The organism is Arthrobacter sp. MOO21, assembly GCF_057369995.2.
Genome location: NZ_CM170671.2, coordinates 3,281,301 through 3,304,197, shown reverse-complemented (window position 1 = coordinate 3,304,197; position 22,897 = coordinate 3,281,301). Strand labels below are relative to the sequence as shown.

23 protein-coding genes, 1 other RNA gene, 2 pseudogenes and 1 riboswitch are annotated in these 22,897 nt (G+C 66.0%); of the genes and pseudogenes, 8 read left to right on the top strand and 18 right to left on the bottom strand.

Annotated elements, in window-relative coordinates; translation table 11 throughout:
* Positions 1-7: 7 nt before the first annotated feature.
* The 5 genes and pseudogenes from hisN (at position 8) to AC2JAJ_RS15325 (ending at position 4,636) form a co-directional block, all read left to right on the top strand.
* Positions 8-820 carry a histidinol-phosphatase gene (gene hisN / locus AC2JAJ_RS15345; RefSeq protein WP_221386741.1) on the top strand — a complete coding sequence of 271 codons (813 nt, stop codon included), beginning with the start codon at positions 8-10 and terminating at the stop codon, positions 818-820.
* 151 nt (positions 821-971) lie between these two features.
* Positions 972-1,086: riboswitch (SAM riboswitch) on the top strand.
* Between the two features lie 37 nt (positions 1,087-1,123).
* The gene (locus tag AC2JAJ_RS15340; protein WP_221386740.1) at positions 1,124-2,545 is read left to right on the top strand and encodes an aminotransferase class V-fold PLP-dependent enzyme; all 1,422 of its coding nucleotides are present in this window, start codon (positions 1,124-1,126) and stop codon (positions 2,543-2,545) included.
* Positions 2,546-2,664: 119 nt separating this feature from the next.
* Positions 2,665-3,423, top strand: a complete 759-nt coding sequence (locus AC2JAJ_RS15335) for a class I SAM-dependent methyltransferase (protein ID WP_486415267.1) — start codon at positions 2,665-2,667, stop codon at positions 3,421-3,423.
* A 63-nt stretch (positions 3,424-3,486) separates the two neighbouring features.
* Positions 3,487-4,201 (top strand): annotated as a pseudogene (locus tag AC2JAJ_RS15330) (metal-dependent transcriptional regulator).
* 63 nt (positions 4,202-4,264) lie between these two features.
* Positions 4,265-4,636: a hypothetical protein gene (locus AC2JAJ_RS15325; RefSeq protein ID WP_486415269.1), complete on the top strand. Its 372-nt coding sequence runs from the start codon at positions 4,265-4,267 to the stop codon at positions 4,634-4,636.
* A gap of 43 nt (positions 4,637-4,679) precedes the next feature.
* Here AC2JAJ_RS15325 and AC2JAJ_RS15320 read toward each other — a convergent pair whose 3' ends face one another.
* Positions 4,680-5,657, bottom strand: a complete 978-nt coding sequence (locus AC2JAJ_RS15320) for a S1C family serine protease (RefSeq protein ID WP_486415270.1) — start codon at positions 5,655-5,657, stop codon at positions 4,680-4,682.
* Positions 5,658-5,839: 182 nt separating this feature from the next.
* On the opposite strand from AC2JAJ_RS15320, the gene AC2JAJ_RS15315 reads away from it, so the two are divergent.
* The 3 genes from AC2JAJ_RS15315 (at position 5,840) to AC2JAJ_RS15305 (ending at position 7,891) form a co-directional block, all read left to right on the top strand.
* Positions 5,840-6,304, top strand: coding sequence for a pyridoxamine 5'-phosphate oxidase family protein (locus AC2JAJ_RS15315; protein ID WP_486415271.1), 465 nt, complete (start codon positions 5,840-5,842; stop codon positions 6,302-6,304).
* A 90-nt stretch (positions 6,305-6,394) separates the two neighbouring features.
* Positions 6,395-6,865 (top strand): pyridoxamine 5'-phosphate oxidase family protein, encoded by a 471-nt coding sequence (locus AC2JAJ_RS15310; RefSeq protein WP_486415272.1) that lies wholly within the window; start codon positions 6,395-6,397, stop codon positions 6,863-6,865.
* 21 nt (positions 6,866-6,886) lie between these two features.
* Positions 6,887-7,891 (top strand): zinc-dependent alcohol dehydrogenase family protein, encoded by a 1,005-nt coding sequence (locus tag AC2JAJ_RS15305; protein ID WP_486415273.1) that lies wholly within the window; start codon positions 6,887-6,889, stop codon positions 7,889-7,891.
* A gap of 46 nt (positions 7,892-7,937) precedes the next feature.
* On the opposite strand, the gene AC2JAJ_RS15300 is transcribed toward AC2JAJ_RS15305, so the two are convergent.
* From AC2JAJ_RS15300 to AC2JAJ_RS15220, 17 genes and pseudogenes are all read right to left on the bottom strand, one after another.
* Positions 7,938-8,963 (bottom strand): ATP-dependent 6-phosphofructokinase, encoded by a 1,026-nt coding sequence (locus AC2JAJ_RS15300; RefSeq protein ID WP_486416794.1) that lies wholly within the window; start codon positions 8,961-8,963, stop codon positions 7,938-7,940.
* Entirely contained in the window at positions 8,960-12,136 is a 3,177-nt protein-coding gene (locus AC2JAJ_RS15295) for an HAD-IA family hydrolase (RefSeq protein ID WP_501053181.1), read from the bottom strand. Before AC2JAJ_RS15295 ends, AC2JAJ_RS15300 begins: the two co-directional genes overlap by 4 nt.
* 93 nt (positions 12,137-12,229) lie before the next feature.
* Complete coding sequence (locus tag AC2JAJ_RS15290; RefSeq protein WP_486415274.1) at positions 12,230-12,700, bottom strand: pyridoxamine 5'-phosphate oxidase family protein; 471 nt, start codon at positions 12,698-12,700, stop codon at positions 12,230-12,232.
* 163 nt (positions 12,701-12,863) lie between these two features.
* Positions 12,864-13,232: a transfer-messenger RNA gene (gene ssrA / locus AC2JAJ_RS15285) on the bottom strand.
* 73 nt (positions 13,233-13,305) lie between these two features.
* Entirely contained in the window at positions 13,306-13,779 is a 474-nt protein-coding gene (gene smpB, locus AC2JAJ_RS15280) for an SsrA-binding protein SmpB (protein ID WP_221386729.1), read from the bottom strand.
* An 82-nt stretch (positions 13,780-13,861) separates the two neighbouring features.
* The gene (locus AC2JAJ_RS15275) at positions 13,862-15,289 is read right to left on the bottom strand and encodes a peptidoglycan DD-metalloendopeptidase family protein (protein ID WP_501053180.1); all 1,428 of its coding nucleotides are present in this window, start codon (positions 15,287-15,289) and stop codon (positions 13,862-13,864) included.
* 27 nt (positions 15,290-15,316) lie between these two features.
* Positions 15,317-16,231: a permease-like cell division protein FtsX gene (gene ftsX, locus AC2JAJ_RS15270; protein ID WP_221386727.1), complete on the bottom strand. Its 915-nt coding sequence runs from the start codon at positions 16,229-16,231 to the stop codon at positions 15,317-15,319.
* Positions 16,228-17,016 carry a cell division ATP-binding protein FtsE gene (ftsE, locus tag AC2JAJ_RS15265; protein WP_221386726.1) on the bottom strand — a complete coding sequence of 263 codons (789 nt, stop codon included), beginning with the start codon at positions 17,014-17,016 and terminating at the stop codon, positions 16,228-16,230. The genes ftsX and ftsE overlap by 4 nt, the downstream gene beginning before the upstream one ends.
* Positions 17,017-17,214: 198 nt before the next feature.
* Entirely contained in the window at positions 17,215-18,330 is a 1,116-nt protein-coding gene (gene prfB, locus AC2JAJ_RS15260) for a peptide chain release factor 2 (RefSeq protein ID WP_486415275.1), read from the bottom strand.
* Between the two features lie 101 nt (positions 18,331-18,431).
* On the bottom strand, positions 18,432-18,878 hold the full coding sequence (locus AC2JAJ_RS15255) for a pilus assembly protein TadG-related protein (RefSeq protein WP_486415276.1): 447 nt from the start codon (positions 18,876-18,878) through the stop codon (positions 18,432-18,434).
* A complete protein-coding gene (locus AC2JAJ_RS15250; protein WP_473696901.1) occupies positions 18,875-19,294 on the bottom strand; it encodes a hypothetical protein in 420 nt (139 codons plus the stop codon). The genes AC2JAJ_RS15255 and AC2JAJ_RS15250 overlap by 4 nt, the downstream gene beginning before the upstream one ends.
* Before the next feature lie 124 nt (positions 19,295-19,418).
* Positions 19,419-19,835: a TadE/TadG family type IV pilus assembly protein gene (locus AC2JAJ_RS15245; protein WP_486415277.1), complete on the bottom strand. Its 417-nt coding sequence runs from the start codon at positions 19,833-19,835 to the stop codon at positions 19,419-19,421.
* Positions 19,836-19,838: 3 nt separating this feature from the next.
* Positions 19,839-20,084, bottom strand: coding sequence for a hypothetical protein (locus AC2JAJ_RS15240; RefSeq protein WP_486416795.1), 246 nt, complete (start codon positions 20,082-20,084; stop codon positions 19,839-19,841).
* Positions 20,085-20,204: 120 nt separating this feature from the next.
* Positions 20,205-21,146, bottom strand: a complete 942-nt coding sequence (locus tag AC2JAJ_RS15235) for a type II secretion system F family protein (protein WP_486415278.1) — start codon at positions 21,144-21,146, stop codon at positions 20,205-20,207.
* Positions 21,143-22,000, bottom strand: a complete 858-nt coding sequence (locus AC2JAJ_RS15230) for a type II secretion system F family protein (protein ID WP_486415279.1) — start codon at positions 21,998-22,000, stop codon at positions 21,143-21,145. Before AC2JAJ_RS15230 ends, AC2JAJ_RS15235 begins: the two co-directional genes overlap by 4 nt.
* Positions 21,997-22,344 (bottom strand): annotated as a pseudogene (locus tag AC2JAJ_RS15225) (CpaF family protein); the annotation flags it as partial. The gene AC2JAJ_RS15230 and the pseudogene AC2JAJ_RS15225, both read right to left, overlap by 4 nt.
* 24 nt (positions 22,345-22,368) lie before the next feature.
* The gene (locus tag AC2JAJ_RS15220) at positions 22,369-22,872 is read right to left on the bottom strand and encodes a GIY-YIG nuclease family protein (RefSeq protein WP_486415280.1); all 504 of its coding nucleotides are present in this window, start codon (positions 22,870-22,872) and stop codon (positions 22,369-22,371) included.
* Positions 22,873-22,897 lie beyond the last annotated feature (25 nt).

Below are 22,897 nucleotides of genomic sequence, written 5' to 3'. Positions count from 1 at the left end.
TGGAACCATGATCCAACCCGCTTCGAGCTACAACGACGACCTGCGCCTGGCCCATGTCCTGGCCGACTCCGTGGACGACCAGACCATGAGCCGCTTCAAGGCCCTGGACCTCCACGTCGAGACCAAGCCGGACCTGACGCCGGTCACCGATGCGGACAAGGCCGCAGAGGAGGCCATCCGCGGCCAGCTGTCCCGTTCTCGCCCGCGCGACGCCGTCCTGGGCGAGGAATTCGGCAGCACCGGCCATGGCTCGCGGCGCTGGATCATCGATCCCATTGACGGGACCAAGAACTTTGTCCGCGGCGTCCCGGTCTGGGCCACCCTGATTGCCCTGGTGGACGAGGGCGAACCCGTGGTGGGCGTGGTCAGCGCCCCGGCCCTTGGCAAACGCTGGTGGGCGGCAAAAGGCATGGGCGCGTACATGGGCCGGTCCCTCGCTGCCGCCACGCGGCTCCGCGTCTCCAACGTATCGAAACTTTCGGATGCCTCCCTCTCATACTCCAGCCTGACGGGCTGGAAGGAACGCGGGAACCTGGACGAGTTCCTGGGCCTGACGGAAGACGTGTGGCGGACCCGCGCATATGGCGATTTCTGGTCCTACTGCATGGTGGCGGAAGGTTCGGTGGACATCGCCTGCGAGCCGGAGCTGAACCTCTACGACATGGCCGCCCTGGTCCCCATCGTCGTGGAGGCGGGCGGCCGGTTCACGTCCCTGGAAGGCGAGGACGGCCCGTTCGGCGGGAACGCGCTGGCCACCAACTCGATCCTGCACTCGGAGGTTCTGCACCGCCTGAACCCCTACCTGGACGATCTGCTGTAACGGTCGTCGTATCGCCCTGGATCCGAATATTGCGACGCCGGACACCTCCTGAAGGAGGCGTCCGGCGTTCTTTATTCGGCAGGCGTAACAAATGCCTTAACAATTGGCCCGGCTTCAGTCCGGGCCGTTCCATGTTCTACGCTTTTATGCAGGTCACGAGTGCCAGCGCAAAACCCCGGTTTGCTGGCCAGGCAACCCTCCATTCGCGGTGGGGTGCCCCGGGTGACGACCAGGCCGGTCCGGAGCGGATGCGGCAAGCGCGGATTCCTGTGATGTCGGGGTCCTGATTCAAGTGAGGTCTCTGTGACAACTGCCACCGTCTCCCCCAGCACTGCCATCGCCGAAACTGCGGCCGCCTTCGACGCACGCCAGGCCGCCGCCGGCCACCCCCTCGCCGCCGTCACCGGCGCCGAGATCCAGGCGCCCCTGATCACCGGCGGGCATGTCCGCTACGCCAACCTCGACTACGGCGCGTCCGCACCGGCACTGTCCCTGGTCTCCGCGTACCTTAACGAAATCCTGCCGTACTACGCGAGCGTCCACCGCGGCGCCGGCTACGCCTCCCAGATCAGCACCTCCGTGTACGAGAACGCGCGGAGCATCGTCCGCGACTTCGTGGGCGGCCGCGCCGACGACTCGGTGATCTTCACCCGGAACACCACCGATTCGCTCAACCTGCTGGCCGGCTGCCTGCCCGTCACCGACGGCCACCCTGCCGGGGAGGTCCTCTACCTGGACATCGAGCACCACGCTAACCTCCTGCCGTGGCAGGGGGTGCCGCACCGCAGCATCGTGGCCGCGGACACCATCGCGGGAACCATCGAGGCCGTCAGGGCGGAGCTGGAGCAGGGCGGCGTCAGCCTCCTTGCAGTCACCGGCGCCTCCAACGTCACCGGCGAAATCCTCCCCATCCGCGCACTGGCCGCGCTGGCCCACCAGCACGGCGCACGGATCGTGGTGGACGCGGCCCAGCTCGCCCCGCACCGCCGGGTGGACATCAGCGCCGACGACGTCGACTACCTCGCCTTCTCCGGGCACAAGCTCTACGCGCCCTTCGGCGCCGGCGTCCTGGTGGGGCGCCCCGACTGGCTCGACGCCGGCACTCCGCACCTCGCCGGGGGCGGTGCAGTCAAAGAAGCAAGGCTCGACGGCGTCAGCTGGGCCACCGGGCCGGCCCGCCACGAGGGGGGCTCGCCGAACGTGCTCGGCGCCGCCACCCTTGCCCGCGCCACGCAGGTCATTGCCGGGCTGGACCAGGACCGCTGGCACGCGCACGAGTCCGCCATCCGGTCCTTCCTGGTGGAAGGCCTCCAGGACATCGAGGGTGTCACTGTCCACCAGATCTTCAGGGACACCAACCCGGAAACGGACACCATCGGCGTAGTCAACTTCTCCGTGGAGGGTTATGACGCCGGTCTGGTGGCCGCCTACCTCTCGGCCGAACACGGCGTGGGACTGCGTGATGGCCGCTTCTGCGCGCACCCGCTGCTGAAGCGGCTCGGGCTGCCGTCCGGCTCCCTCCGCGCCAGCTTCGGCGTCGGATCCAGGCTGGAGGACGCGGAGCGGCTCCTCGACGGCATCCGCACCCTGCGCAGCAGCGGGCTGGGCTGGGACTATGTCGTGGATGCAGGCCGCTGGGTGCCGGCCAATGACTTCCGCACCTACCCGCACTGGGCGCCCAATACGCCAGGCACCGCTGGCGCCGCGCCCTGCACGGAGGACTGACCGGGCGACGTACCCGGGCCAAGCCCGGCGATTGGCCCCGCACTCGCTCCCCCTTTGCCTGCGCCGCCATGCGGTAAATTCAAAAGGTATCCATCGGCAGCAGGTGAAGGAGGCCACGCGTGGTCCGGGGCGGTCCCAAACTCGATCACGGGCGGCGGCAGGAGCTTGGGCAGAGCTTCCAGGACGGCGGCAGGCACTACCAGCGGGTCCGGCCCGGCTATCCCCCGGAATCGGCCCGGTGGCTGGTTCCCGAGCACGCCCGCGACGTCCTGGACGTCGGCGCCGGTACCGGAAAGTTCACTGCCTTGCTGCTGGAGATGGGCCTGGACGTCACGGCCCTCGACCCCTCTGCGGACATGCTCGCACAGCTGAAGGCCCACTGCCCTGCCGCCACGGCTGTGACGGGGACTGCCGAGGCGACCGGCCTGCCCGGGGCGGGCTTCGACGTCGTTACCGTGGCCCAGGCCTGGCACTGGTGCGACCCCCTGGCCGCGAGCACTGAGCTCGCCCGGGTCCTGCGGCCGCACGGAACCCTCGGCCTGGTCTGGAACCAGCTGGACACGTCCGTGCCCTGGGTGCACCGCCTGTCCAGGATCATGCACGCCGGGGACGTGTACCGGCCGGGCCACAAGCCCGTGGTGGGGCCTGAATTCCACCGGCTCGAAGGGCACGTGACGCATTGGCAGGATACCGTGACCACCACCGACCTGATGGAACTCACCAAGTCCCGCAGCTACTACTTGCGCGCCGGTGAGGCGACGCGGGCCAAGGTCCTGGCCAACCTTGACTGGTACCTGCACGAACACCTCGGCCACACCGCTGACCAGGAGCTGGAGCTTCCGTACCTCACCCTCGCCTGGCGGGCCGTAAAGGCATGACCGGACCCGCTTGGAGGTCGGCCGGGCCGCACCTGCCTGCCGGAAGCCGGTAGGCTTGGACCTGTGAAGACCAGTGCGCCCTCCTCCTCAATCGAGGACTACGTCAAGGTCATCTACTCATTCACCGAATGGCAGGACAAGCCCATCACGTCCTCGCAGCTGGCCCAGCGCCTGGGCGTGGCCAACTCCTCGGTGTCCGAAATGGTCCGCAAACTCAAGGACCAGGGCCTGGTGGACCACAAGCCCTACAGCGCCGTCACCCTGACCGCCCCTGGCCTCCGCCTGGCGCTGGCCATGGTGCGCCCGGCACCGGCTGATCGAGACCTACCTCGTCCAGCAGCTGGGTTACAGCTGGGACGAGGTCCACGATGAGGCCGAACTGCTGGAACACGCCGTCTCGGATACGTTCATCGAACGTGTGGCGGCCAAGCTCGGGAATCCCAGCCGGGATCCGCACGGCGACCCGATCCCCACCGCGGACGGGCAGGTGCTGATGCCCCGCGCCCACCTGCTGGCGGAGCTGGACGAGGGCCACACCGGCAGGATCACCCGGATCAGTGACGACAACCCGGAGCTGCTGCGCTACCTTGCCGCCGAGGACATCGACCTGGATGCCGACGTGGAGGTCATGGGACGCAGGCCGTTTGGCGGTGCCCTGGTGGTGCGGATCAGCGGCTCGCGCGGCGCCCGGGACTTCGACCTCGCGGACGAGATCGCGTCGGCGCTCTGGGTTTCCAGCACCACTCCCCACCCGGGCTGCGTCCTGGACGCAGTCTGACTGCGGCTTCCTGGACACAGCCGCGGGACAGCGATTTGGCCCGTTCCCGTACCGTGGACATTGATGATCAGCAGACGTGACGCGGCAATAGCCCTGGATGTTCCCCTCGAAATGGCGCAGCGCCACGGCCTGCCCAAGTGGATGACGGAAGCGGAACTCCGCACCATCCTTGACAACCCTCCGCCCTGGCTCGTGCAGTCCCGGGCCAACCGGACAGGGAAGCGGCCGGTGTGGGTGCACCTCGAATGCGCCGTCTGCGGGTACGAGGAAGCTGCGCGCCCCAAGAAGTGGTGGCCGGACTTCACCTACGTCGTATGCGGGCATCATGCCCCCTCCGATGTTCCGTCCCTCCGCCCGGGCTTCGTCCGCAGCGAGTACGACGGCGTGGGCACACGTTTCGTGGGCATCGCGGACGTGGCGGCGCCCGCCCCCTAAGCCGGGTTCCGCCGCCGTCCGGTATGCCGGCGCCCCCCTGCACCTACCCGCCGTTGCCGGTCATTTCCTCCGGGACCGCCGTGAGGTGGATTTCGGCGCCGTCGCGGAGGACGGCGATGTCGAGCGGCTCGCCGATGGCGTCGGCGAACAGCAGCCGCTGCAGGCTCTCCGCGTTGCTGACCGACTGGCCTCCCGCTGCCAGCAGGATGTCCCCCGGCGACAGTCCGGCCTTGCCGGCCGGCGAACCGGGCAGCACCTCCACCACCCGCAGGCCTTCCCGGTGCCCCGTGCGCACCACGGCGCTGGCGCTGAGCTGGATCGGCGTACTCACCAGGCCCAGGTAGGCCCGCCGGACCCTGCCATTGGACAGCAGCGCCGAGATGATCCTGCGGGTCGTGGCATTGATCGGGATGGCCAGTCCCAGCCCGGCACCCGCCACGGCAGTGTTGATGCCCACGATCCTGGCGTGGGTGTCCGCAAGTGCGCCACCGGAATTTCCAGGGTTCAATGCCGCGTCCGTCTGGATGACGTCCTCAATGACGCGCCGGTTGCCGCCGGACCAGACGGGAATGGCACGGCCCAGCCCGCTCACCACGCCGGCAGTCACGGACCCGGCCAGGCCCAGGGGGTTTCCGACGGCGACCACCAGCTGTCCCACGCGCAGGGACTCCGCCGCTCCGAACTCCGCGGGCGGAACCTTGGGACGCGACCCGTGGACCACGGCGAGATCGGACAACGGGTCGGCGCCTACAAGTTCCAGCTCCATCCTGCTGCCGTCAGCGAAAACCGCATGCCCGTGGCTGGTGCCCGCCACAACATGGGAGTTCGTGAGCAGGTAGCCATCCTCGGTGAAGAGCACAGCGGATCCGGCGCCCACCCGCACCCTGCCGTTGCGGCGGGCCGCGGACATTTCGATGGCTGCCACATGCGGGGTGACGGCCGCCGCGACCCGCATCACCGTCTGGGAATATGCGTCCAGGACGTCGTCGTTGTCAGGGATGGGTTCCCGCGCCTGTTCCATGGCGCACCTCCAGCTTCATGCCGATCCCGGCGGAGGTGTTTGCCCGCACCGGGTCCTTACGGGGATTAACGCGGGAACGGGGCCTGCAAGTCCCGCTGCCCCTACGCCATCGGTGAACGCCACCACGGGTGAACTCCGGGTCTCCGGTGCGCGGCGGCTGCCCAGCCCCTAGGATCGGTAGCATGAGTGATTCCCCCGCCGGGTCGAGAACAGAAGTCCTGGACCCGGAAGAATGCTGGCGGTACCTTCGGTCCTCCTACGTGGGCCGCCTGGCTGTCATCAACGGCAGCGTTCCGGAGATCTTCCCCGTGAACTTCACCGTTGCCGGGGCAATGCTGCTGTTCCGCACGGCGCCGGGCACGAAGTTGCGGGCCCTGCTCACAGGTGCCGTGGCCGCTTTCGAGGTTGACGGCCTCAACCCCTATGCCACCGAGGCCTGGAGCGTAGTGGCGAAGGGCAGGCCCGAGCCCTTCGATGAAACCCGGATGCAGCTTCCCGCTCCCGACGCCGACCGCGAACCCTGGGCGCCCGGCAGCAAGGAACACCTGATCAGCATCACGCCCACCGAGATCAGCGGGCGAAGGTTCGCGGTCACGCCGCGCACGCGCTGGTGGCCGCCGGTGGATTTTTCGGCAGACTGGCTCTAGTCACTGCCGATCGGACCTGCGTGCCGGAACGCCGGAGGCCGGGCCTTTATGCCCTTCCTGCCGCGACGGCGTCCGCCTACGCTGTGGCCTATGAGCGACACGAAGAACATACCCGAACCAGAGATCCTCGATCCTGAAGAGTGCTGGGCGCTCCTCTCCCAAACCGGGGTGGGGCGCCTGGCCGTGATAGTGGATGGCCATCCCGATGTCTTTCCCGTCAACTACAAGGTTGACGGGCAGAGCCTTGTCTTCCGCACGGGCGGCGGCACCAAGGAGCAGGCAATCCGGTCCGATGCCACTGTCGCCCTGGAGGCAGACACCGTCAGTTCGGAATTCGGCCTCGCATGGAGCGTGGTGGTCAAGGGCAAGGCTGCCGAAACGACTCCCACCGGGCCTGACCCGGACAACATCCGCCGCGCAACGTTCCCCTGGCAGGGCGTTGGGCAGGAGCACTTCATCCGGATCGTCCCGGAGTCCATCACCGGGAGGCGCTTCACCATGAACGCGCCCCTGTTGTGGCGGTCGTCCCTGGACGATGCAACCCGCGCCGGCTTTGAATAGGCGAGGCCGTTAGGAAGCGGCGTGCTTGCCTGGTGGGTGGGTGAACCCGGCCCCATAGCTGCCCGTCCCCTGGTCCTGGGGCAGCGGGGCACCCCGAGGCCGGGTCCCCGTGAAGTGCTGGTGGACGTGGTTGTCTGCGGGGTTTGCCGCACGGACCTCCATTTGGCGGAGGGGGACTTGGCGCCGCATCATCCGCATGTGGTGCCCGGCCATGAAGCGGTGGGCATCGTCGTCGGCATGGGCGCGGACTGCACCCGGTTCCGTCCGGGTGACCGGGTGGGCGTGGCCTGGCTCGGCGGAGTCTGCGGCAGCTGCGCGTATTGCCGCCGAGGTGACGAAAACCTCTGCTCCGCGCCGGTTTTCACCGGCTGGGACAGGGACGGCGGTTATGCAGAGCAGCTAACGGTCGCCGAGGATTTCGCCTACCCGCTGCCTCCCGTGTTCACCGACGAGCAGGCCGCACCTTTGCTGTGCTCGGGGATCATCGGATACCGGGCCCTGAAGCGGGCCGCGCTGCCGGCGGGGGGACGGCTGGGCATCTACGGCTTTGGCAGTTCGGCGCACATCACCGCGCAGCTGGCACTGCACCAGGGTGCCTCCCTCTACGTGATGACGCGTTCCGCGCAGGCCCGTGCCTTGGCGCGGGAATTGGGCGCGGCGTATGTTGGCGATGCCTACGACGTTCCGCCGGCACCGCTTGACTCCGCCATCCTCTTCGCTCCGGCCGGGGACCTCGTCCCGGTCGCACTGCGTTCCCTTGACCGCGGCGGCACCTTGGCTATCGCCGGGATCCACCTCAGTGCCATTCCCCCGCTCAATTACGGCTCCGAGCTCTTCTTCGAGCGCCAGGTGCGGAGCGTGACCGCCAACACCCGGGCGGACGGACACGAATTCCTGGACCTCGCCGCACGGATTCCCGTTTCCCTGACCACCACGGTGTACCCGTTCGACGCCGGGGACAAAGCGCTGGAGGACCTGGCCACGGACAGGATCACCGGATCAGCGGTACTCCGGATCCGTTCCTGACAGGCAGCCGCGAGCGCCAGGGCAGTACCCCACCCCAAGCCGCACCTTACCCAAACAGGACCGCGGCTTCCTGGTAACGGGCCTCCGGCACTGTCTTCAAGGCGCCAAGGGCCTGTTCAAGTCCGACGTTGACGATGTCGGTGCCGCGGAGTGCAACCATGGTGCCCCACCTGCCTGCGGCCGCGGCTTCAACGGCGGCCATGCCCAGCCTGGTGGCGAGGACCCGGTCGAAGGCGGTGGGCTCGCCGCCGCGCTGGATATGGCCGAGGATGGTGGCCCTGGTCTCGATCCCCGTCCGTTTCTGCAGCTCTTCTTCCAGGAACAGGCCAATTCCGCCGAGGCGTGGCCGGCCGAAGGTGTCGAGGCCGCGCGGCGCATAAGGTGCAGCATGGCCAACAGGAGCGAACGCTTCGGCCACCACGACCAGCGGTGCCCGGCCACGGTCGCGGGCCGACAACACCCAGGCGCAGACCTGCTCCAGGGAGACGGGATGTTCCGGTATCAGGATGGCGTGCGCACCCGAAGCCATGCCCGCATGCAGGGCTATCCAGCCGGCGTTCCGGCCCATGACCTCGGCGATCATGCACCGGTGATGTGATTCACCGGTAGTCCGCAGCCGGTCGATGGCCTCCGTGGCCGTTTGCACCGCCGAATCGAAGCCGAAGGTGTAGTCTGTCGCGCCCAGGTCGTTATCGATGGTCTTAGGCACGCCCACGACGTTGATGCCCCGGCTGTTCAGCTCCCGTGCGGCGGCCAGTGTACCTTCGCCACCGATGGCGATCAGGCCCTCCAGCTCGTTGCGGCGGACACTGGCGCGTACCGCTTCCATGCCGTCCCCCGCCAGCGGGTTGGTCCTGGACGTCCCCAGGATAGTGCCGCCAAGGCGGGCAATGCCGCGGACGCTGGTCCTGGGCAGGGGGACAACGTCCTGCTCCAGGACTCCCCGCCACCCGTCGCGGAAACCAAGGAACCCGTACCCGTGCGCCACGGCTCCGCCCAGGACCGCTCCCCGGATCACCGCGTTCACGCCCGGGCAGTCTCCTCCGCTGCTGAGGATCCCAAGCTGCCTCATGATGCTGCCACCCCCGGTGTGCCGGCAGCCAGCGGGACATGCCGGGCCTGTCCCGGCGGCAGGACCAGCAGGCTGCCGTGCACGCGCACGTTAATCGGCCCTGCGTTGCCGGGTGCCGATGCAATATCCAGGTGCCCCTCGGTCAGGTGGATCTTCAGCTTGTGCCCCCTGTACAGCACTTCAAAGCCCACGGCGCGCAGGCCGGTGGGCAGGTTGGGGGCGAACAGGATGGTGTCACCGCTGAACCGCAGGCCCGCGAAACTGCGCTGCACCACGTCGATGGTGCCGGCCATTGCGCCCAGGTGGATCCCGGTACGCGTGGTGCCGTGCTGGGTGTCGTCGAGGTCGGCGTCGAGCGCTTCCCTGAAACTGTCCCACGCACGGTCGGCGTCCACGGCCGCAAGGACGGATGCGTGGGCGACCCGGCTGAGGGTGGAGCCGTGCGCCGTCCGGGCCAGGTAATAATCGATGGTCCTGTTGAGCTGTTCCTGCGAGAACCCGTAACCCAGGCGCTTGAGGATATTGACGAGGCCTTCATGCCCCAGCAGGTAGGGCAGCATCAGCACATCTGCCTGCTTGGCGAGCTTGTAGCTGTTGGTGCCGTCGCCCTCCGCTTCCAGGATCAGGTCCAGCCGTTCAATGCTGCCGTAGGTGTTGCGGTAGCGTTCCCAGTCGAGTTCCCGCAGCTGCTCGTAGCCGTCAAACTGGCTGATGACCCCGTCGGCATGGATGGGGACGTACATCCTGGCGCCCATGTGCTCCCACCCGGCCACTTCCAGCTCCGTAGCTCCCAGGCGCTCCATGAGCCCGGCGCGCTCGCTTCCGTCAAGGAAGGCCATGATGCCTGATGCCTGGTGGCACACCCATGCCGCCATCACGTTGGTGTAGGCGTTGTCGTCGAGGCCCGGAGTGGCCCTGCCCGGATAGCCGGTGTGGTATTCGTCCGGTCCCACAACGCCGCGCAGGTGGTACCGGTCGGCCTTCGGATCGTACTCTGCGAGGGAGAAGAAGAACCGGGCGACGTCGATCACCAGTTCCGCCCCTTTTTGCAGGAGCCACAACTTGTCACCTGTGGCCTGGAAGTACTGCCAGGCGTTGAAGGCCACCGCCAGGCCCGAGTGCACCTGCAGGTGTGAGTGGTCCCGCATCCACCGCCCGGACCTGTCGTTGTACAGCCATTTCGGCGTTTCCTCGGTCCCGTCACTGCCGCTCTGCCAGGGAAACATAGCGCCGGACAGTCCCCTCAGGGCTGCCGCGTAGCGGGCCGCCGGGAGCCTGCGCCAGCGGTACTCGATCAGTGAACGGGCCACGCCTGGAGTCCTGGAGGTGAGCAAGGGCAGGACGAACAGTTCGTCCCAGAAGACGTGGCCGCGGTAACCCTCGCCGTGAAGGCCGCGCGCCGTGACGCCGGCGTCCAGTTCGGCGGTGTGGTGGCTCAGGGTCTGCAGGAGGTGGAAGATGTGCAGGTTCAGGACCAGCCGGACCTGGACGGGCGCGTCGATGTCCACCATGAACGGTTCCAGTTCCCGGCGCCACGCCTCGTGGTGGGCGGACATCAGTTCCTCGAAGTCGTCACCTGTGCGTGCCAGGACGGCCCGCGACGCTGTTTCCGGTGATGAGATGGCACGGTCGCGGGAGGTCACGACGGCGACAGTCTTGGTGATCCGCACGGGCAGCCCGTCGGTCAGCTGGATTTTGAACGTCCGGAAATGGAGCGCCCCCTTTCGCCCGCCCTCCCCCGGGCCTGCGTCTGTGGAGATAAGGGTGCGTGACGCCGCGGCAATGCGGATCAGGCTTTGGGTCGTCTCCGCCTCGACGACGAAAGTCCCATCCGGGCTGGTTCCGGGACTGTCAATCGTCCTGTCGGCGAGGTGCACGTCCGAACCCTGGGCCCGCTCGGGCAGGTTTGCGTTCCGGACCCCGGCGTTAATGCCGCTGCGCACCTCGAGTGTCCCACTCCAGCCGCGGGCTGTGACGGTGGTTTCAAACGCCAGCAGGTGCGGTTCGGCCATCGACACAAACCTGGTCTGCACCACTTCCATGCGTTGCCCATCGGTGCCTTCCAGCAGCAGGCGCCGCTCCAGCACAGCCCTTTTCAGGTCCAGCACGCGCCGCTCCCGGACGGCGGCGAGGCCTCCCTCGGACCACCACCGCTTGCCGGCCAGGCGCATGTCCAGGGACAGGCAGTCAGGGGCGTTGACCATGTGTTCTTCCATCAGCTCCTCGCCGGCCGCTTTCGCCGTGACCCGGTTGTAGACGCCCGCCAGGTACATTCCCGCGTAGCTGGACGCCCCGCCTTCCGGGGCGGCTCCCCGGACGCCCATATAGCCGTTGCCCAGGGTAGTCAGCGCCTCCCGGTGGCCTTCATGGCCGGCGTCGAATCCTTCGTAGACGAGGTGCCAGGCATTGCCGATGACTTGCCCGAGGTCGAGCTCGCCCACATCATTGAGTACCGTCCCCGCACCGGCGGCTTCCAGTTGGCGGCGGCTGCCGCTGCGATCGATTCCGACGACGAGGCCAAAGCCGCCGCGCCGTCCAGCCTCAACGCCCGCGGCGGAATCCTCGATCACCACGGCGTGTGCAGGTGGCACGCCCAGCCTGGACGCGGCTGCCAGGAACACATCCGGAGCGGGCTTCCCTTCCAGGCCCAGCCCGGCTGCCGTCGTGCCGTCCAAAACCTCAGTGAACAACTGCCGGATCCCCGCGGCGTCCAGCACGCGTGCAGCGTTGCGGCTCGAGGTGACCACCGCTGTTGGAACGCCGGCGGCCGAAAGCCTCTGCAGCAGTTGCAGTGTCCCCGGATACGTTTGGACGCCGTCGTGCTTCAAGTGCTGGAGGAACAGGTCGTTCTTCAGGGCACCGAGGCCGAACCCGGTCCATGCCCCGGGCCCGTCCGACTCCGAGCCCCGCTCGACGTGGACTCCCCTGGCGGCCAGGAAGTTCACCACCCCCTGCTCACGCGGCCTGCCGTCGATGAAAGTGAGGTAGTCCGAGCGGGTAAGGGGCGCGCGGTTGGCACCGGCCGGTACCCGTGGGTCCTGGAGGATTTGGTCGAAGGCGTCCTTCCATGCGGCCTGGTGGACCAACGCCGTGTTGGTGACCACCCCGTCCAGATCAAAGATCACGGCATCGAACGGCGGCTTGGCGGCGACTGCGGTGGGCGACCCGATCATAGGTCAGTGCTACCAGCACAAGAGTTGATTTGGACAGGGCCGTAGGGCCTGCACACCCTGGCCGCCATTTCTGCTGTCATGTAGGAGCCGCTGTCACTTGAGCCCGGTGCCAGCAGGATGCTCCACGTGGTTCCACCAGGTCAGCGGCGAGGTCACCGTGAACCGGCGGCCGGTCACCGAGGTGGGAACGACGCGCACAAAGTAGTCTTTGTCCCCGGCCTGCCAGGGAAACAGGGTGAGGCCGACCCCGGCCAGGAGTTCGTCTGAAGCTTCCAGGATGTCGGCCTTGCCCTTGATGAGGACACTCCAGGCCTTGCGGCTGGCATCGTCCAGGCCGTCTGCTTCAAGCGCGACAGCGAGTGGACCTGCTGCGGCCCGGAGCTTCGTTCCTTCGCCCGTGCGGAATACAACAGATTGGTGGTCCACCTTGTAGTTGACCGGGAAAACCTCTGGGTAGCCGTCCACCAATACAGCGAGGTGGCCGACGGAAACCCCCCGAAGGAGGTCCCAGCAGGCCGAGGCGTCCAGTACTTCTGTGGGAGTTTGCGGTGGATCATTGTGCATGGCGTTGAAGCTACCGCCTGCCAGCCGGGCTCCGCTAGGGGATTTAGGCCCGGCCGGGCACGGACCCGGGCCAACACCGGGCAAAGAAAAACACCCCGGTCCGAAGACCGGGGTGTTCCTGGTGACCCGACTCATCCCTGAAGGATGTGCCGACCCACCACAAATGTGGAGATGGGGGGAATTGAACCCCCGTCCGATGTCGTGTTGTCAGGGCTTCTCCGGGCGCAGTTTGCGTCGGATTTTCTCGGCCCCAGCCATGCTGCAAACAGCTGGCTGATCCGGGCCCAGTCACCTAAAAGTCCCGTTCACCCCGATGACGAGGGTAAACAGCAGTGGCTATCTAAATGACGCCAGGAACCGGGGCGATAGCATCCCCGGGCTGACGGACTGTCTTACTGCTTAGGCAGCAAGAGCGAAGTCAGTGCGCGTTTGTTTGGCACTTATTGTTTTGCAGACAGCGTTAACGAGATAATTCTGCATCCTCGGCCCGCTTCACCTGTCGCGACAAACACCGTCGAAACCGATCATCCCCATATTTTGTTACCAAACCGGCTGGCAAGCCTGCCGGACTATCAATACTAACGCACGCCGCACGAAAATAATTCCTAGCGCCGCCGGTTGCGATCGCGCATCTCCCGCTGGGCCTCGCGGTTGTCCTGCTGCTCGCGCAGCGTCTGCCGCTTGTCGTATTCACGCTTGCCCCGGGCCACACCGATCTCCACCTTGGCACGGCCGTCAACGAAGTACAGCTGGAGCGGGACGATGGTGTAGCCGGACTCCCGGACCTTATGGGAGATCTTGATGAGCTCCTCGCGGTGCAGCAGCAGCTTGCGACGCCGGCGGGCGGCGTGATTGGTCCAGCTGCCCTGGTTGTACTCGGGGATGTGGATGGCTTCCATCCACAGTTCGTCGTTGTAGAAAGTGCAGAATCCATCCACCATTGACGCGTGGCCTTCACGCAGGGACTTCACTTCGGTGCCCATGAGCGCGATGCCGGCCTCGTAGGTGTCCAGTATGTGATAGTCATGCCGGGCCTTGCGGTTGGTGGCCACCACTTTACGGCCACTTTCTTTGGGCACGGGGAAACTCCTCGGGTTGAGCCTGGATGTCCTCCGCGCCAGCGGCGCGGAGTCTTACCAGTCTACAGCGGGGCGGTACGGCCTACAGCAGCCTCATGGGGTCGACGGCGGCGCCGTTCAGCCAGGTTTCGAAGTGCGCGTGGCATCCTGTGGAGTTGCCGGTGTTGCCCGAGTAAGCGATCAGCTGGCCCTGGGACACCCTTTGCCCGTTGGAGACCACGATGCTGGAGTTGTGGTAGTAGATCGTGGTCAGGGAGTTGCCCTCCACCACCCCGTGCGAGATCTTGACGCGCCATCCTCCGCCGTCCGCGGAGTTCCAGCCCGAGCTGAAGACTTCCCCTGCCGCTGCCGCGTACACGGGGGTTCCGCAGGCAGCGCCGAAGTCGATACCGGTGTGCAGGTAGCCTCCGGTTCCGTAGAAGTCGATGGTGCCCGGCGGGGTTGCGCGCCAACCGAAGCCGGAGGTAATGGGGATGTTCCCGTCGAACGGGTGGCGCAGACCGAAGGCCGACGGCGATCCGGTGCTGGGTACGAAAGGCTGGACGGGCGGGGCCGGGCGGTTGGCTGCGGCCGCTGCAGCGGCAGCAGCCGCGGCGGCCGCTTCAGCCTGCCGGCGCTGTTCCGCTTCCCAGGCTTCCCGCAGTTTGCGGTCCCGTTCGGCGATTTCGTTGGCAACCTGGTTCTGGCTGGCCTGGACACCGGCGAGTTGTGCCTGGATGCCGGGCTTGGCGGCCTGGAGTTCTGCGTCCAGCCGCGTGGTGTCGGCGATCAGCTGGTCGACCTGCGCCTTCTTGGCGGCCGCTTCGTCGCGGGCAGCCTTTTCCCGCTCGAGCGCTGCGTCCGCTTTGGACTTAAGGTCCTTGATCTCCGCTTCCACGGCCTGCAGCCGGGCTTCAGAGTTGACGTTGGTGGCATTTTGCTGGGACAGCTTGTCCATGGCGGCGTTTTGGCTGCGCATCGCCTGGTCGGCGAGGTCCATGGTCTCGGTCAGGCTGCTGCCGGCATTGGAGCCGAAGAAGAGTGACAGGTTGGAGGGCACGCCGCCCGACTTGTAGGCCTGGGTGGCGATCTGGCCGATCAGCTTCTTGGTGTCCGCGATCTTCTGCTTGTCCGTCTCAAGCTGCTGGGTGATCTTGGCTTTGTTCTGCTGCGCCATGTCCACACGGGCGGCAAGGGCTTCGACTTCCTTGACCGCACTGGCAACGCGCCCCTGCGCTTCGAGGAGTGCCTGCTGGGCCCCGGGCAGCTGGCCTTGGTAGATCACCAGGTCGCCGGCGGCCTTGGCGATCCGGGAATCGACGAACTCCAGGGACTGCTGGACACGGGCGGCCTCGGCTTCGAGGGCAGCCTTGCGGTCCTCGAGGTCGTCGGCGAAGGCCAGCGGCGTAGGCGCGGCAAGCCCCGCGGAAAGCATGACAGTAAGCACGCCGCTGATGATTCCCAGCCGGCGGGCGGCCGCGGGCCCACGGCGGAGTCGGGGCCGCGGGGAAGTGTGATCGGTTAGGTTCATGGGCATTCCTTGGTCGGTTTGCATAGCCTAAACGCGCAAATATCTGCGTAAGGTCAAGAGAGACGAAATTCCTGCCAAGGATGCGCCAAGGATCAGCAGCGCCGGGGCGAGGATGAGGGTCTGGCCAGAGGAGATGAAGGCGGTGTCCGGGTACTGGCGGGACATGTAGTCGCCCAGAAAGAAGTGCGCCACCGCCCACAGGGTCCCGGAGGCCAGGGCCGCGCCGATGACCGCGGCGATGACGCCCTCCAGGATGAAGGGCAGCTGGATGACGGTCTTGGAGGCCCCGACGAGGCGCATGATGCCGGTTTCCCGGCGCCTGCTGAAGGCGGAAAGCCTGATGGTGGTGGCAATCAGCAGGATGGCGCAGACAATCATGACGCCTGCGATGCCGACTGCGACCAGGGAGGCGCCGTTCATCACTGAGAAGAGGCGTTCGAGCAGCTGCCGCTGGTCGATCACTGTTTCGACGCCCGGCTGCGAGGAGAACGTCTCGCTGATGATCTGGTACTTCTCGGGGTCCTTCATGTTGATCCGGAAGGACGCCGGCAACTGGTCGGGGGTTACGGAGTCGACGATCGGCGAGTTCGAGAACTGGTCCTTGAAGTGCTTGTAGGCCTCTTCCTTGGACTCGAACTGGAAGTCATTGATGTACTGCGCCACGGCCGGCGATTCCAACAGTGCGTTGAGGCTCTGTTGCTGCTCCGGCGTGACGGACCCTGTGGCGCAACCCGGCGCCGTCGAACCTTCACTGCAGAGGAAGATGGCTACCTGGACCTTGTCGTACCAGTAGCCCTTCATCTGGTTGATCTGCATCTGGAGCATCCCGGCTGCGCCCACGAAGGTGAGGGACACGAAGGTCACGAGGATGACGGAGACCACCATGGAGACGTTGCGGCGCAGGCCGCTGCCAATCTCGGAAAGGATGAATGCAAGCCTCATCGCTGTGCCTCGCCTTCACGGCCTTCGCCCGGCAGGCCGTCGTCGTGCGCCTCCCTGCCGCTGGCGTCCTTCAGGCGCCGCGACTGGCCGACGACGGGAATCATCGAGGTGTAAAGGGCCCTGGCCTCGTCGCGGATGACCACGCCGTTCTTCAGCTCCACCACGCGTTTGCGCATCTCGTTGACGATGTCGTCATCGTGGGTTGCCATGACGACGGTGGTTCCGTTCTGGTTGATCTTGTCCAGGACACCCATGATTCCCATGGACGTAGTGGGGTCCAGGTTTCCGGTGGGCTCGTCGGCGAGGAGGATTCCGGGGCGGTTCACCACGGCGCGGGCGATAGCCACGCGCTGCTGTTCGCCGCCGGAGAGCTCGTGCGGCATGCGGTGTTCCTTGCCCTCCAGGCCTACAGTCTTCAGGACCTCGGGCACGGTGTCGCGGATGACGCTGCGGCTCTTGCCGATGACCTGCATGGCGAAGGCTACGTTGGCGAACACGTTCTTCTGGGGCAGGAGGCGGAAGTCCTGGAAGACGACGCCGATGCCACGGCGCAGGCGGGGGACGCGCCAGCTGGAGATCTTTGCGACGTTCTGGCCGGCGACGTAGACGGCGCCGGAGGTGGCGCGGTCTTCCTTCAGCACCAGGCGCAGGAAGGTGGACTTTCCGGAGCCGGAGGCGCCCACCAGGAAGGCGAATTCGCCGCGGTCAATCTCAAGGTTGACGGAGTCCAGCGCAGGCCGGGCTGTCTGGTCGTAGACCTTGGTGACATTTTCGAATCGAATCATGGCCCTAAGTACCCTGCAGGGCATGGCTGATTCTTTTTAGATGCAGCCCAGTTCTGCAGCCGGTGCACGGGTGTTCTCTTGGGGGAAGTGGGCCCCGGCCCCTTGACTATACTCAGGACCGCCCTTCGTTTGGCAGGCTATCGGGGGCGTGTCGCGGGATAGGAAGTTGCCGGGCCCGGCACCGGTGCCTGCCCCGGCTTATTTTTCGGCGTTGCGGTTGTCGGTGCGCCAGCGGATGCCGGCGTCGATGAAGTCGTCGATCTCGCCGTCGAACACTGCCGCCGTGTTGCCCACTTCGTGTTCGGTGCGCAGGTCCTTGACCATCTGGTACGGGTTCAGCACGTAGGAGCGCATCTGGTCGCCCCAGGAAGCCTTGACGTCCCCGGCCAGCGCCTTCTTCTCCGCGTCTTCCTGTTCCTTCTTGAGGAGCAGGAGCCGGGACTGAAGCACGCGCATGGCCGCGGCACGGTTCTGCAACTGGGATTTTTCGTTCTGCATCGACACCACGGTGCCGGTGGGAATGTGGGTCAGCCGGACTGCGGAGTCAGTGGTGTTGACCGACTGGCCGCCCGGACCGGACGAGCGGAACACGTCCACCCTGATCTCGTTGTCCGGGATGTCGATGCTGTCCGTCTGTTCGATCAGCGGGATCACTTCCACCGCCGCAAACGAGGTTTGGCGGCGGCCCTGGTTGTCGAAGGGGCTGATCCTGACAAGGCGGTGGGTTCCGGCTTCCACACTCAGGGTGCCATAGGCGTAGGGCGCCTTGACTTCGAAGGTGGCCGACTTGAGTCCGGCTTCCTCCGCGTAGGAGGTGTCCATGACGGTGGTGGGGTATCCATGGCGTTCCGCCCAGCGCAGGTACATGCGCAGGAGCATTTCGGCGAAGTCTGCCGCGTCCACGCCGCCGGCGCCCGCGCGGATGGAGACCACGGCTTCGCGCTCGTCGTACTCGCCGGACAGCAGGGTGACGACTTCCAGGTCCTTGAGGGACTTCCTGATCGACTCGAGTTCGGCGGCGGCCTCCCCCATCGAGTCGGCGTCGTCCTCGTCCTGCCCCAATTCCACCAGGACTTCGAGGTCATCGATCCGTGACGCCAGGTTCGTGAGGCGTTCCAGCTCCGACTGGCGGTGGGAGAGCCGTGAGGTGATCTTCTGGGCGGCTGAGGGATCGTCCCAGAGGTCCGGCTCCCCTGCCCGTTCGCTGAGTTCGGCGATGTCTTCCTTGAGAGCCTCCACGTCGGTAACGCGTTCGATGGACTCGTAGGTGGCGCGGAGCGCGCGGATTTCAGCGGAAAAATCAATATTGGCCATGGTCGTTTAAGCCTACGCTATTGGGGCAGATGGCCTCGCGCGGCCGGTTTCCAAGGTCCTGGGTCCTGATGCAGCGGGTCAGGGGTTCAGCGGGCAGGGGTTCAGCGGGTCAGGCGTGAGCGGGCCGTCGAGGTCGCCTCGATGCGGATGCCATCGGGAACCAGGAAGTTCACCACTGGCGGGTGCACGGACGCCGTCAGGACCACGACGGCGGTTGAGCCGTCCGGTGTGCCCGTCGCCCCTGTCACCGCGAGGTCAGAGAAGCGTTGCGCGGCGGGGCTCTGGGCTACGAAATCGGCAGCCACGTTCCTGACCCGTGCGGGGTTGAGAACGGCCGAGGGCGTTCCACCCCTCGAATCAACTTCGCCGAGCGTGTAGCTGTCCGCTGCAGCAAGGGATGCCCCGTCCGCCAAGGACAGGAGACGCTTGTGCTCGAGGTATACGGCCGAGATTCCCATGACCACCGTGGCCACCAGGAGAGCCAGGGCCACGTAGCCGAGGATCATGACCGTTATCTGTCCGCTTTCGTCGGCCGACCCGGGTCTCACTTGTAGCGTCCCACCAGTTGCGTGGACGCGGCCTCCACCTGCGTGGCAGTGAGTCCATCAGCGAACGGCACGAAGGGAAGGGCTACGCCCAGCCGGACGGTGACGGTCACAGCTGCGCCGGCCGCCTGGCAGTCGGTCTTGCTGCACGTCAAGGCCATGCTGGCTTGCTCTGCGGGGTGACCGAAATCCGCGAGGGCGAGGGCGACCGCCTGTTCGGCAGCTGCCTGGGCCGCGGAGGCATCGGGTTGGGCAACGTAGACCTTGGCTGCCTGGTCGGCTGCTCCGACAACGGCGAACGACGCGCCCTGGATCTGTCCCACGGTGATGATGAAGTACACCACGGGCACCATCAGCAGGAGGGCCAGGAACGTAAACTCCACCACCGCACTCCCCTGTTCATGTGTCTGCGCAGTCAACGGGCCTAAGCGCCTCTGCTGAGGGGTGCCGGCGCACCGTGGGCGCCCAGCGACCCCCGTATGGACCGGACGCCGCCGGAGGCAAAGTGCCTCGTTCAGGCGGGAGTGGAAGCGCCGTACCGGATCACCCTTGAATAGCCGCATGTCCAGTCACCTCCAGCACGCCGCGGGGTCCGATGAGTCCGATCACCGGCAGTGGCGCCCGGACGGTGACTTCCAGGACGCGCATGCCTTGCATATCCGTTTCACTGGTACTCACATCCTCGGCAAAGCTGCTGGTCAGGGCAGTCCCGATGAGGCTGCGGGTCCGCTCTGCCGCGTCGGAAGCATTCCGGTCTGCAAGGGTGCCGTAGCGTGCACCGGAGGCGGCAGCATCGATCAGGGTATTGCGGACGTGCAGGGCCAGGGTCAACTGGATGACCGCGAGGAAGAACATGGTCAGCAGCCCACCTACCAAGACAAAGTCCACCACCGCCGAGCCCCGTTCGCCCGCCCGGCACTGCCCACGGGGTACCGGCGGCGACGCGGCGGGTTTGCCCATGCGTCAGCCTCCCACCTTGTCCATCGCCTGGTTGAACATGGTTTCAAGGGCTGGGCCGGCGAGCGCCAGCAGGGCCGCCACCAGGACCGCTGACATGAGGGTAATCATCACCCAGCCGGGGACGTCACCGCGCTCCGGGTGGTCGTGGGGAGGGCGGCCGCCGCGACGCCGGCAGCCATGCGGGACTCTTTCCTGGCTGGGCCGGCGTTCCGCGGCGAGAGGCCACGCGCCGCTGTTTGAGCGTGCCATCCCCACGTGGAGGAGCGCTGCGAGGCCAACAAGGAGCATCGTGCAGCGGGCTACCATCATTTTCAATTTCCTGACCTCTTCCTTGGTTCCTGCGGTGGGATGGGCACGGATGCGCCTGATTCAAAAGCCCAGGTTGATCGCGGCGATACCGGGGAAGACGGCAAAGACCACGGTCAGCGGGAGTACGCCAAAAACAAGCGGCACCATCATCGCTATTTCTTTCTTGCCCGCAGCCTCCATGAGGTCGCGTTTGGCAGTGTCGCGGACGTCCTGGGCTTGCGCCCGGAGCACGTCGGCAAGCGGCGTGCCCCGTTCCACCGCAACAATGATGCCGTCCACGAACCTGACCAGGGGAGCAAGATCAGTTCGTGCGGAGAATTCCTGGAGCGCGAGAACCAGCGGCTTGCCTGCCCTTGTTTCCGCAAGGATTTTCGAGAACTCCTTGGAGAGCTCTCCCCTGGCGCTCCGGCAAATCCTGTCGAGGGCGCCGGTTGCACTTTCCCCTGCGCTGACGGCCAGCGCCAGCAATTCAGCCAGGCTGGGGAATTCTGCCATCATGCGTGCTTCACGGCGGCGAACCTGGACCCCGAGCCAATAATCCCGCAGGACAAAACCAATGCCCGCGCATCCGACGATCGCCACGGCAGCGAGGAGCGGGTTGAAGCGGCCCCCAGCCGCGCCCATCAGAATCACGCCAAGGGCGGCGACAAAGCCGCCCGATGCCCACAGCAGCTGTTCTGCACGGAAGTCAAGGGCAGACTTGTCGATCCCTGCCTGAACCAGCCGGCGTTCGGTTGCCCCCGGCGACGGGTTCAGCCGGCCCAGGGCGCCTATCCAGTCATGGAGTACCGGCCGAAGAATTTTCCCGAGCGGCCCGAAGGGTGTGACGTTCTGTTCACCTGCGCGCAGTAGCCGCGATTCAAGGTTCTGGGACTTGAGCTGGGGTTCGATGCGTTCAGCCAGCGTTGTTGCCCGCATCGGCGGCGACCTGAAGATAACAAGCCACAAACCAATGCCCAAGGCAACTCCACACACGACCCCTGCCGGGGAGACAGGGGTCATCGGAGCACCCTTTCGTCCTGGGGAAGGGCACCAATCCGCAGCATGATCGTGTAGCAGATCAGCGACACCACCAGGCCGCCCAGCAGGACTGCCGCGCCGAGGGGCGTGTTGTAGGCCTGGATTGCTTCCGGCCGGGTCGCGAGAAGAATCAACACGATCCAGGGAGCCGCGACAGCAAGCCGCGCGGCGTTGATCGTCCATGACTGGCGTGCTTCAAGCTCACTGCGTGTACGGGCGCTTTCACGAAGGAATTCGGCCAAAGTGCCCAGCAGCCGGCCAAGGTCGGAGCCGCCTACCTCCCGTGTCAACCGCAGTGCTTCGATGATGCGGTCCGCAACGGGATCGGCGAGCCTGTGTTTCAGTTTGTTCAGGGAGCCGTCGAACTGGCCACCGGCTCGGTAGTCTCCACCGAACTCCCGGAAGACGGGCCGCAGCTCTTCGGGTCCCTTCTCGCCCAGCTGTATAAGGGCCTCGGGCAGGGGCAGGCCTGCGCGGATGGCCGATCGGAGATGATCGACGACGTCAGGCCACAGCTGTCGAAGCATGGCGCGCCGCTTCTTCGCCCGCCAGCGGAGCAGCGCGATGGGCAGCCAGCCTGCAAAGAGGCCAAAGCAGGCCCCGATGGGCCAAGACCGGCTCAGTGCGAAGAAGACCAGCGCCACGAACAACGCCAGCCCAAGGCAGGTTCCGACCAGGCCCGTGGTTGAGACTCTGTCAACTCCTGCAACCGCCAGTAGGTCGGATAGGCGGCTGGGTCTGCGTTCCCGGTTCCCCCTATGGGGCATTTCCCAGCACGACCACCAGATGAGGAAAAGCCCGGCCCCTGTGGTCGCACCGAGCAGCGCGGATATCAACGCGGATCCAAGAGCGCAGCGACGTCGTACCCGGCTCTGGAGAATTTCCCGGCTGAGGGCATGGAGTTGGCGCGTGGCTGCAGGACGCCGTTGTCCGTGGCGAAGACAAGGGATGACTCGATGATGCCGTTTTCCACCCGGCGGCCCAATGACAGGATTTCCGTGACCTGCCGCCGTCCATCAGACTGCCGGCTGCAATGCACTACAAGATCGATGCAGGAAGCCACGGTGGGGACCACGAAGGCACTGGAAATGTTGTCCCCGGCAAGCAGCGGGAGCGTGCAGATCTTCGTGACAGCATCGTGGGCTGAATTCGCGTGGACCGTGCACATTCCCGGCAGCCCAAACTTTGTTCAGGCACAGCCCTCTCAGGGCTCGGGTGTACCCCTTTGGATCGCCTGTCGAAATGCTTCACGATGATCCTGAAGGGCTGTCTTGTAGGGGCTACAAGGGGCCTTCTGAATGTTCAGCGGCGGCAAGAGGTGGCCGATGATCATCGTCTCAATGGCGTCAACGTCCTCCGGAGCAACCACCGCATGTGTGAACAAGATATGTTCCTTCATCCACCGCGTTAGTTCCTTCTCGGCATCGGCGTGGAGTTTCGTTTTCTCGCCCTGCATCCGAGCGCCAATAGCCAGGTCAAGCTCTCGGTAAAGGAGGGCGGCTAGAGACAGCCGTGGAGAGGACTGACCAATGCGCCTAGAGTGCCGACGGTGGAACCGCTGCGCCAAGTTTGTCCCGGCCATACCCACGTAGAGGGGCTGCTGATAATCCACAGTCGGAAAACCCGGCGGATAGAAGCGCTCCAACTCTCCGCCTAGGTCCCACCAGGCATACACGACTGGTTCCGCAACCTTCAGCAGCGACTCCATTGGCCGGGGCATTTCCTTCAAAATG

Excerpts from the sequence above, each read along its gene's own strand:
- AC2JAJ_RS15220 (WP_486415280.1), bottom strand. The coding sequence starts at position 22,872 with ATGGAGTCGCTGCTGAAGGTTGCGGAACCAGTCGTGTATGCCTGGTGG.
- ftsX (WP_221386727.1), bottom strand. The coding sequence starts at position 16,231 with ATGAGGCTTGCATTCATCCTTTCCGAGATTGGCAGCGGCCTGCGCCGC.
- AC2JAJ_RS15240 (WP_486416795.1), bottom strand. The coding sequence starts at position 20,084 with ATGGCACGCTCAAACAGCGGCGCGTGGCCTCTCGCCGCGGAACGCCGG.
- AC2JAJ_RS15245 (WP_486415277.1), bottom strand. The coding sequence starts at position 19,835 with ATGGGCAAACCCGCCGCGTCGCCGCCGGTACCCCGTGGGCAGTGCCGG.
- AC2JAJ_RS15295 (WP_501053181.1), bottom strand. The coding sequence starts at position 12,136 with ATGATCGGGTCGCCCACCGCAGTCGCCGCCAAGCCGCCGTTCGATGCC.
- hisN (WP_221386741.1), top strand. The coding sequence starts at position 8 with ATGATCCAACCCGCTTCGAGCTACAACGACGACCTGCGCCTGGCCCAT.
- AC2JAJ_RS15325 (WP_486415269.1), top strand. The coding sequence starts at position 4,265 with ATGATCAGCAGACGTGACGCGGCAATAGCCCTGGATGTTCCCCTCGAA.
- AC2JAJ_RS15320 (WP_486415270.1), bottom strand. The coding sequence starts at position 5,657 with ATGGAACAGGCGCGGGAACCCATCCCTGACAACGACGACGTCCTGGAC.
- AC2JAJ_RS15300 (WP_486416794.1), bottom strand. The coding sequence starts at position 8,963 with ATGAGGCAGCTTGGGATCCTCAGCAGCGGAGGAGACTGCCCGGGCGTG.
- prfB (WP_486415275.1), bottom strand. The coding sequence starts at position 18,330 with ATGGCCAATATTGATTTTTCCGCTGAAATCCGCGCGCTCCGCGCCACC.
- ftsE (WP_221386726.1), bottom strand. The coding sequence starts at position 17,016 with ATGATTCGATTCGAAAATGTCACCAAGGTCTACGACCAGACAGCCCGG.
- AC2JAJ_RS15310 (WP_486415272.1), top strand. The coding sequence starts at position 6,395 with ATGAGCGACACGAAGAACATACCCGAACCAGAGATCCTCGATCCTGAA.
- AC2JAJ_RS15275 (WP_501053180.1), bottom strand. The coding sequence starts at position 15,289 with ATGAACCTAACCGATCACACTTCCCCGCGGCCCCGACTCCGCCGTGGG.
- AC2JAJ_RS15290 (WP_486415274.1), bottom strand. The coding sequence starts at position 12,700 with ATGCACAATGATCCACCGCAAACTCCCACAGAAGTACTGGACGCCTCG.
- AC2JAJ_RS15315 (WP_486415271.1), top strand. The coding sequence starts at position 5,840 with ATGAGTGATTCCCCCGCCGGGTCGAGAACAGAAGTCCTGGACCCGGAA.
- AC2JAJ_RS15235 (WP_486415278.1), bottom strand. The coding sequence starts at position 21,146 with ATGACCCCTGTCTCCCCGGCAGGGGTCGTGTGTGGAGTTGCCTTGGGC.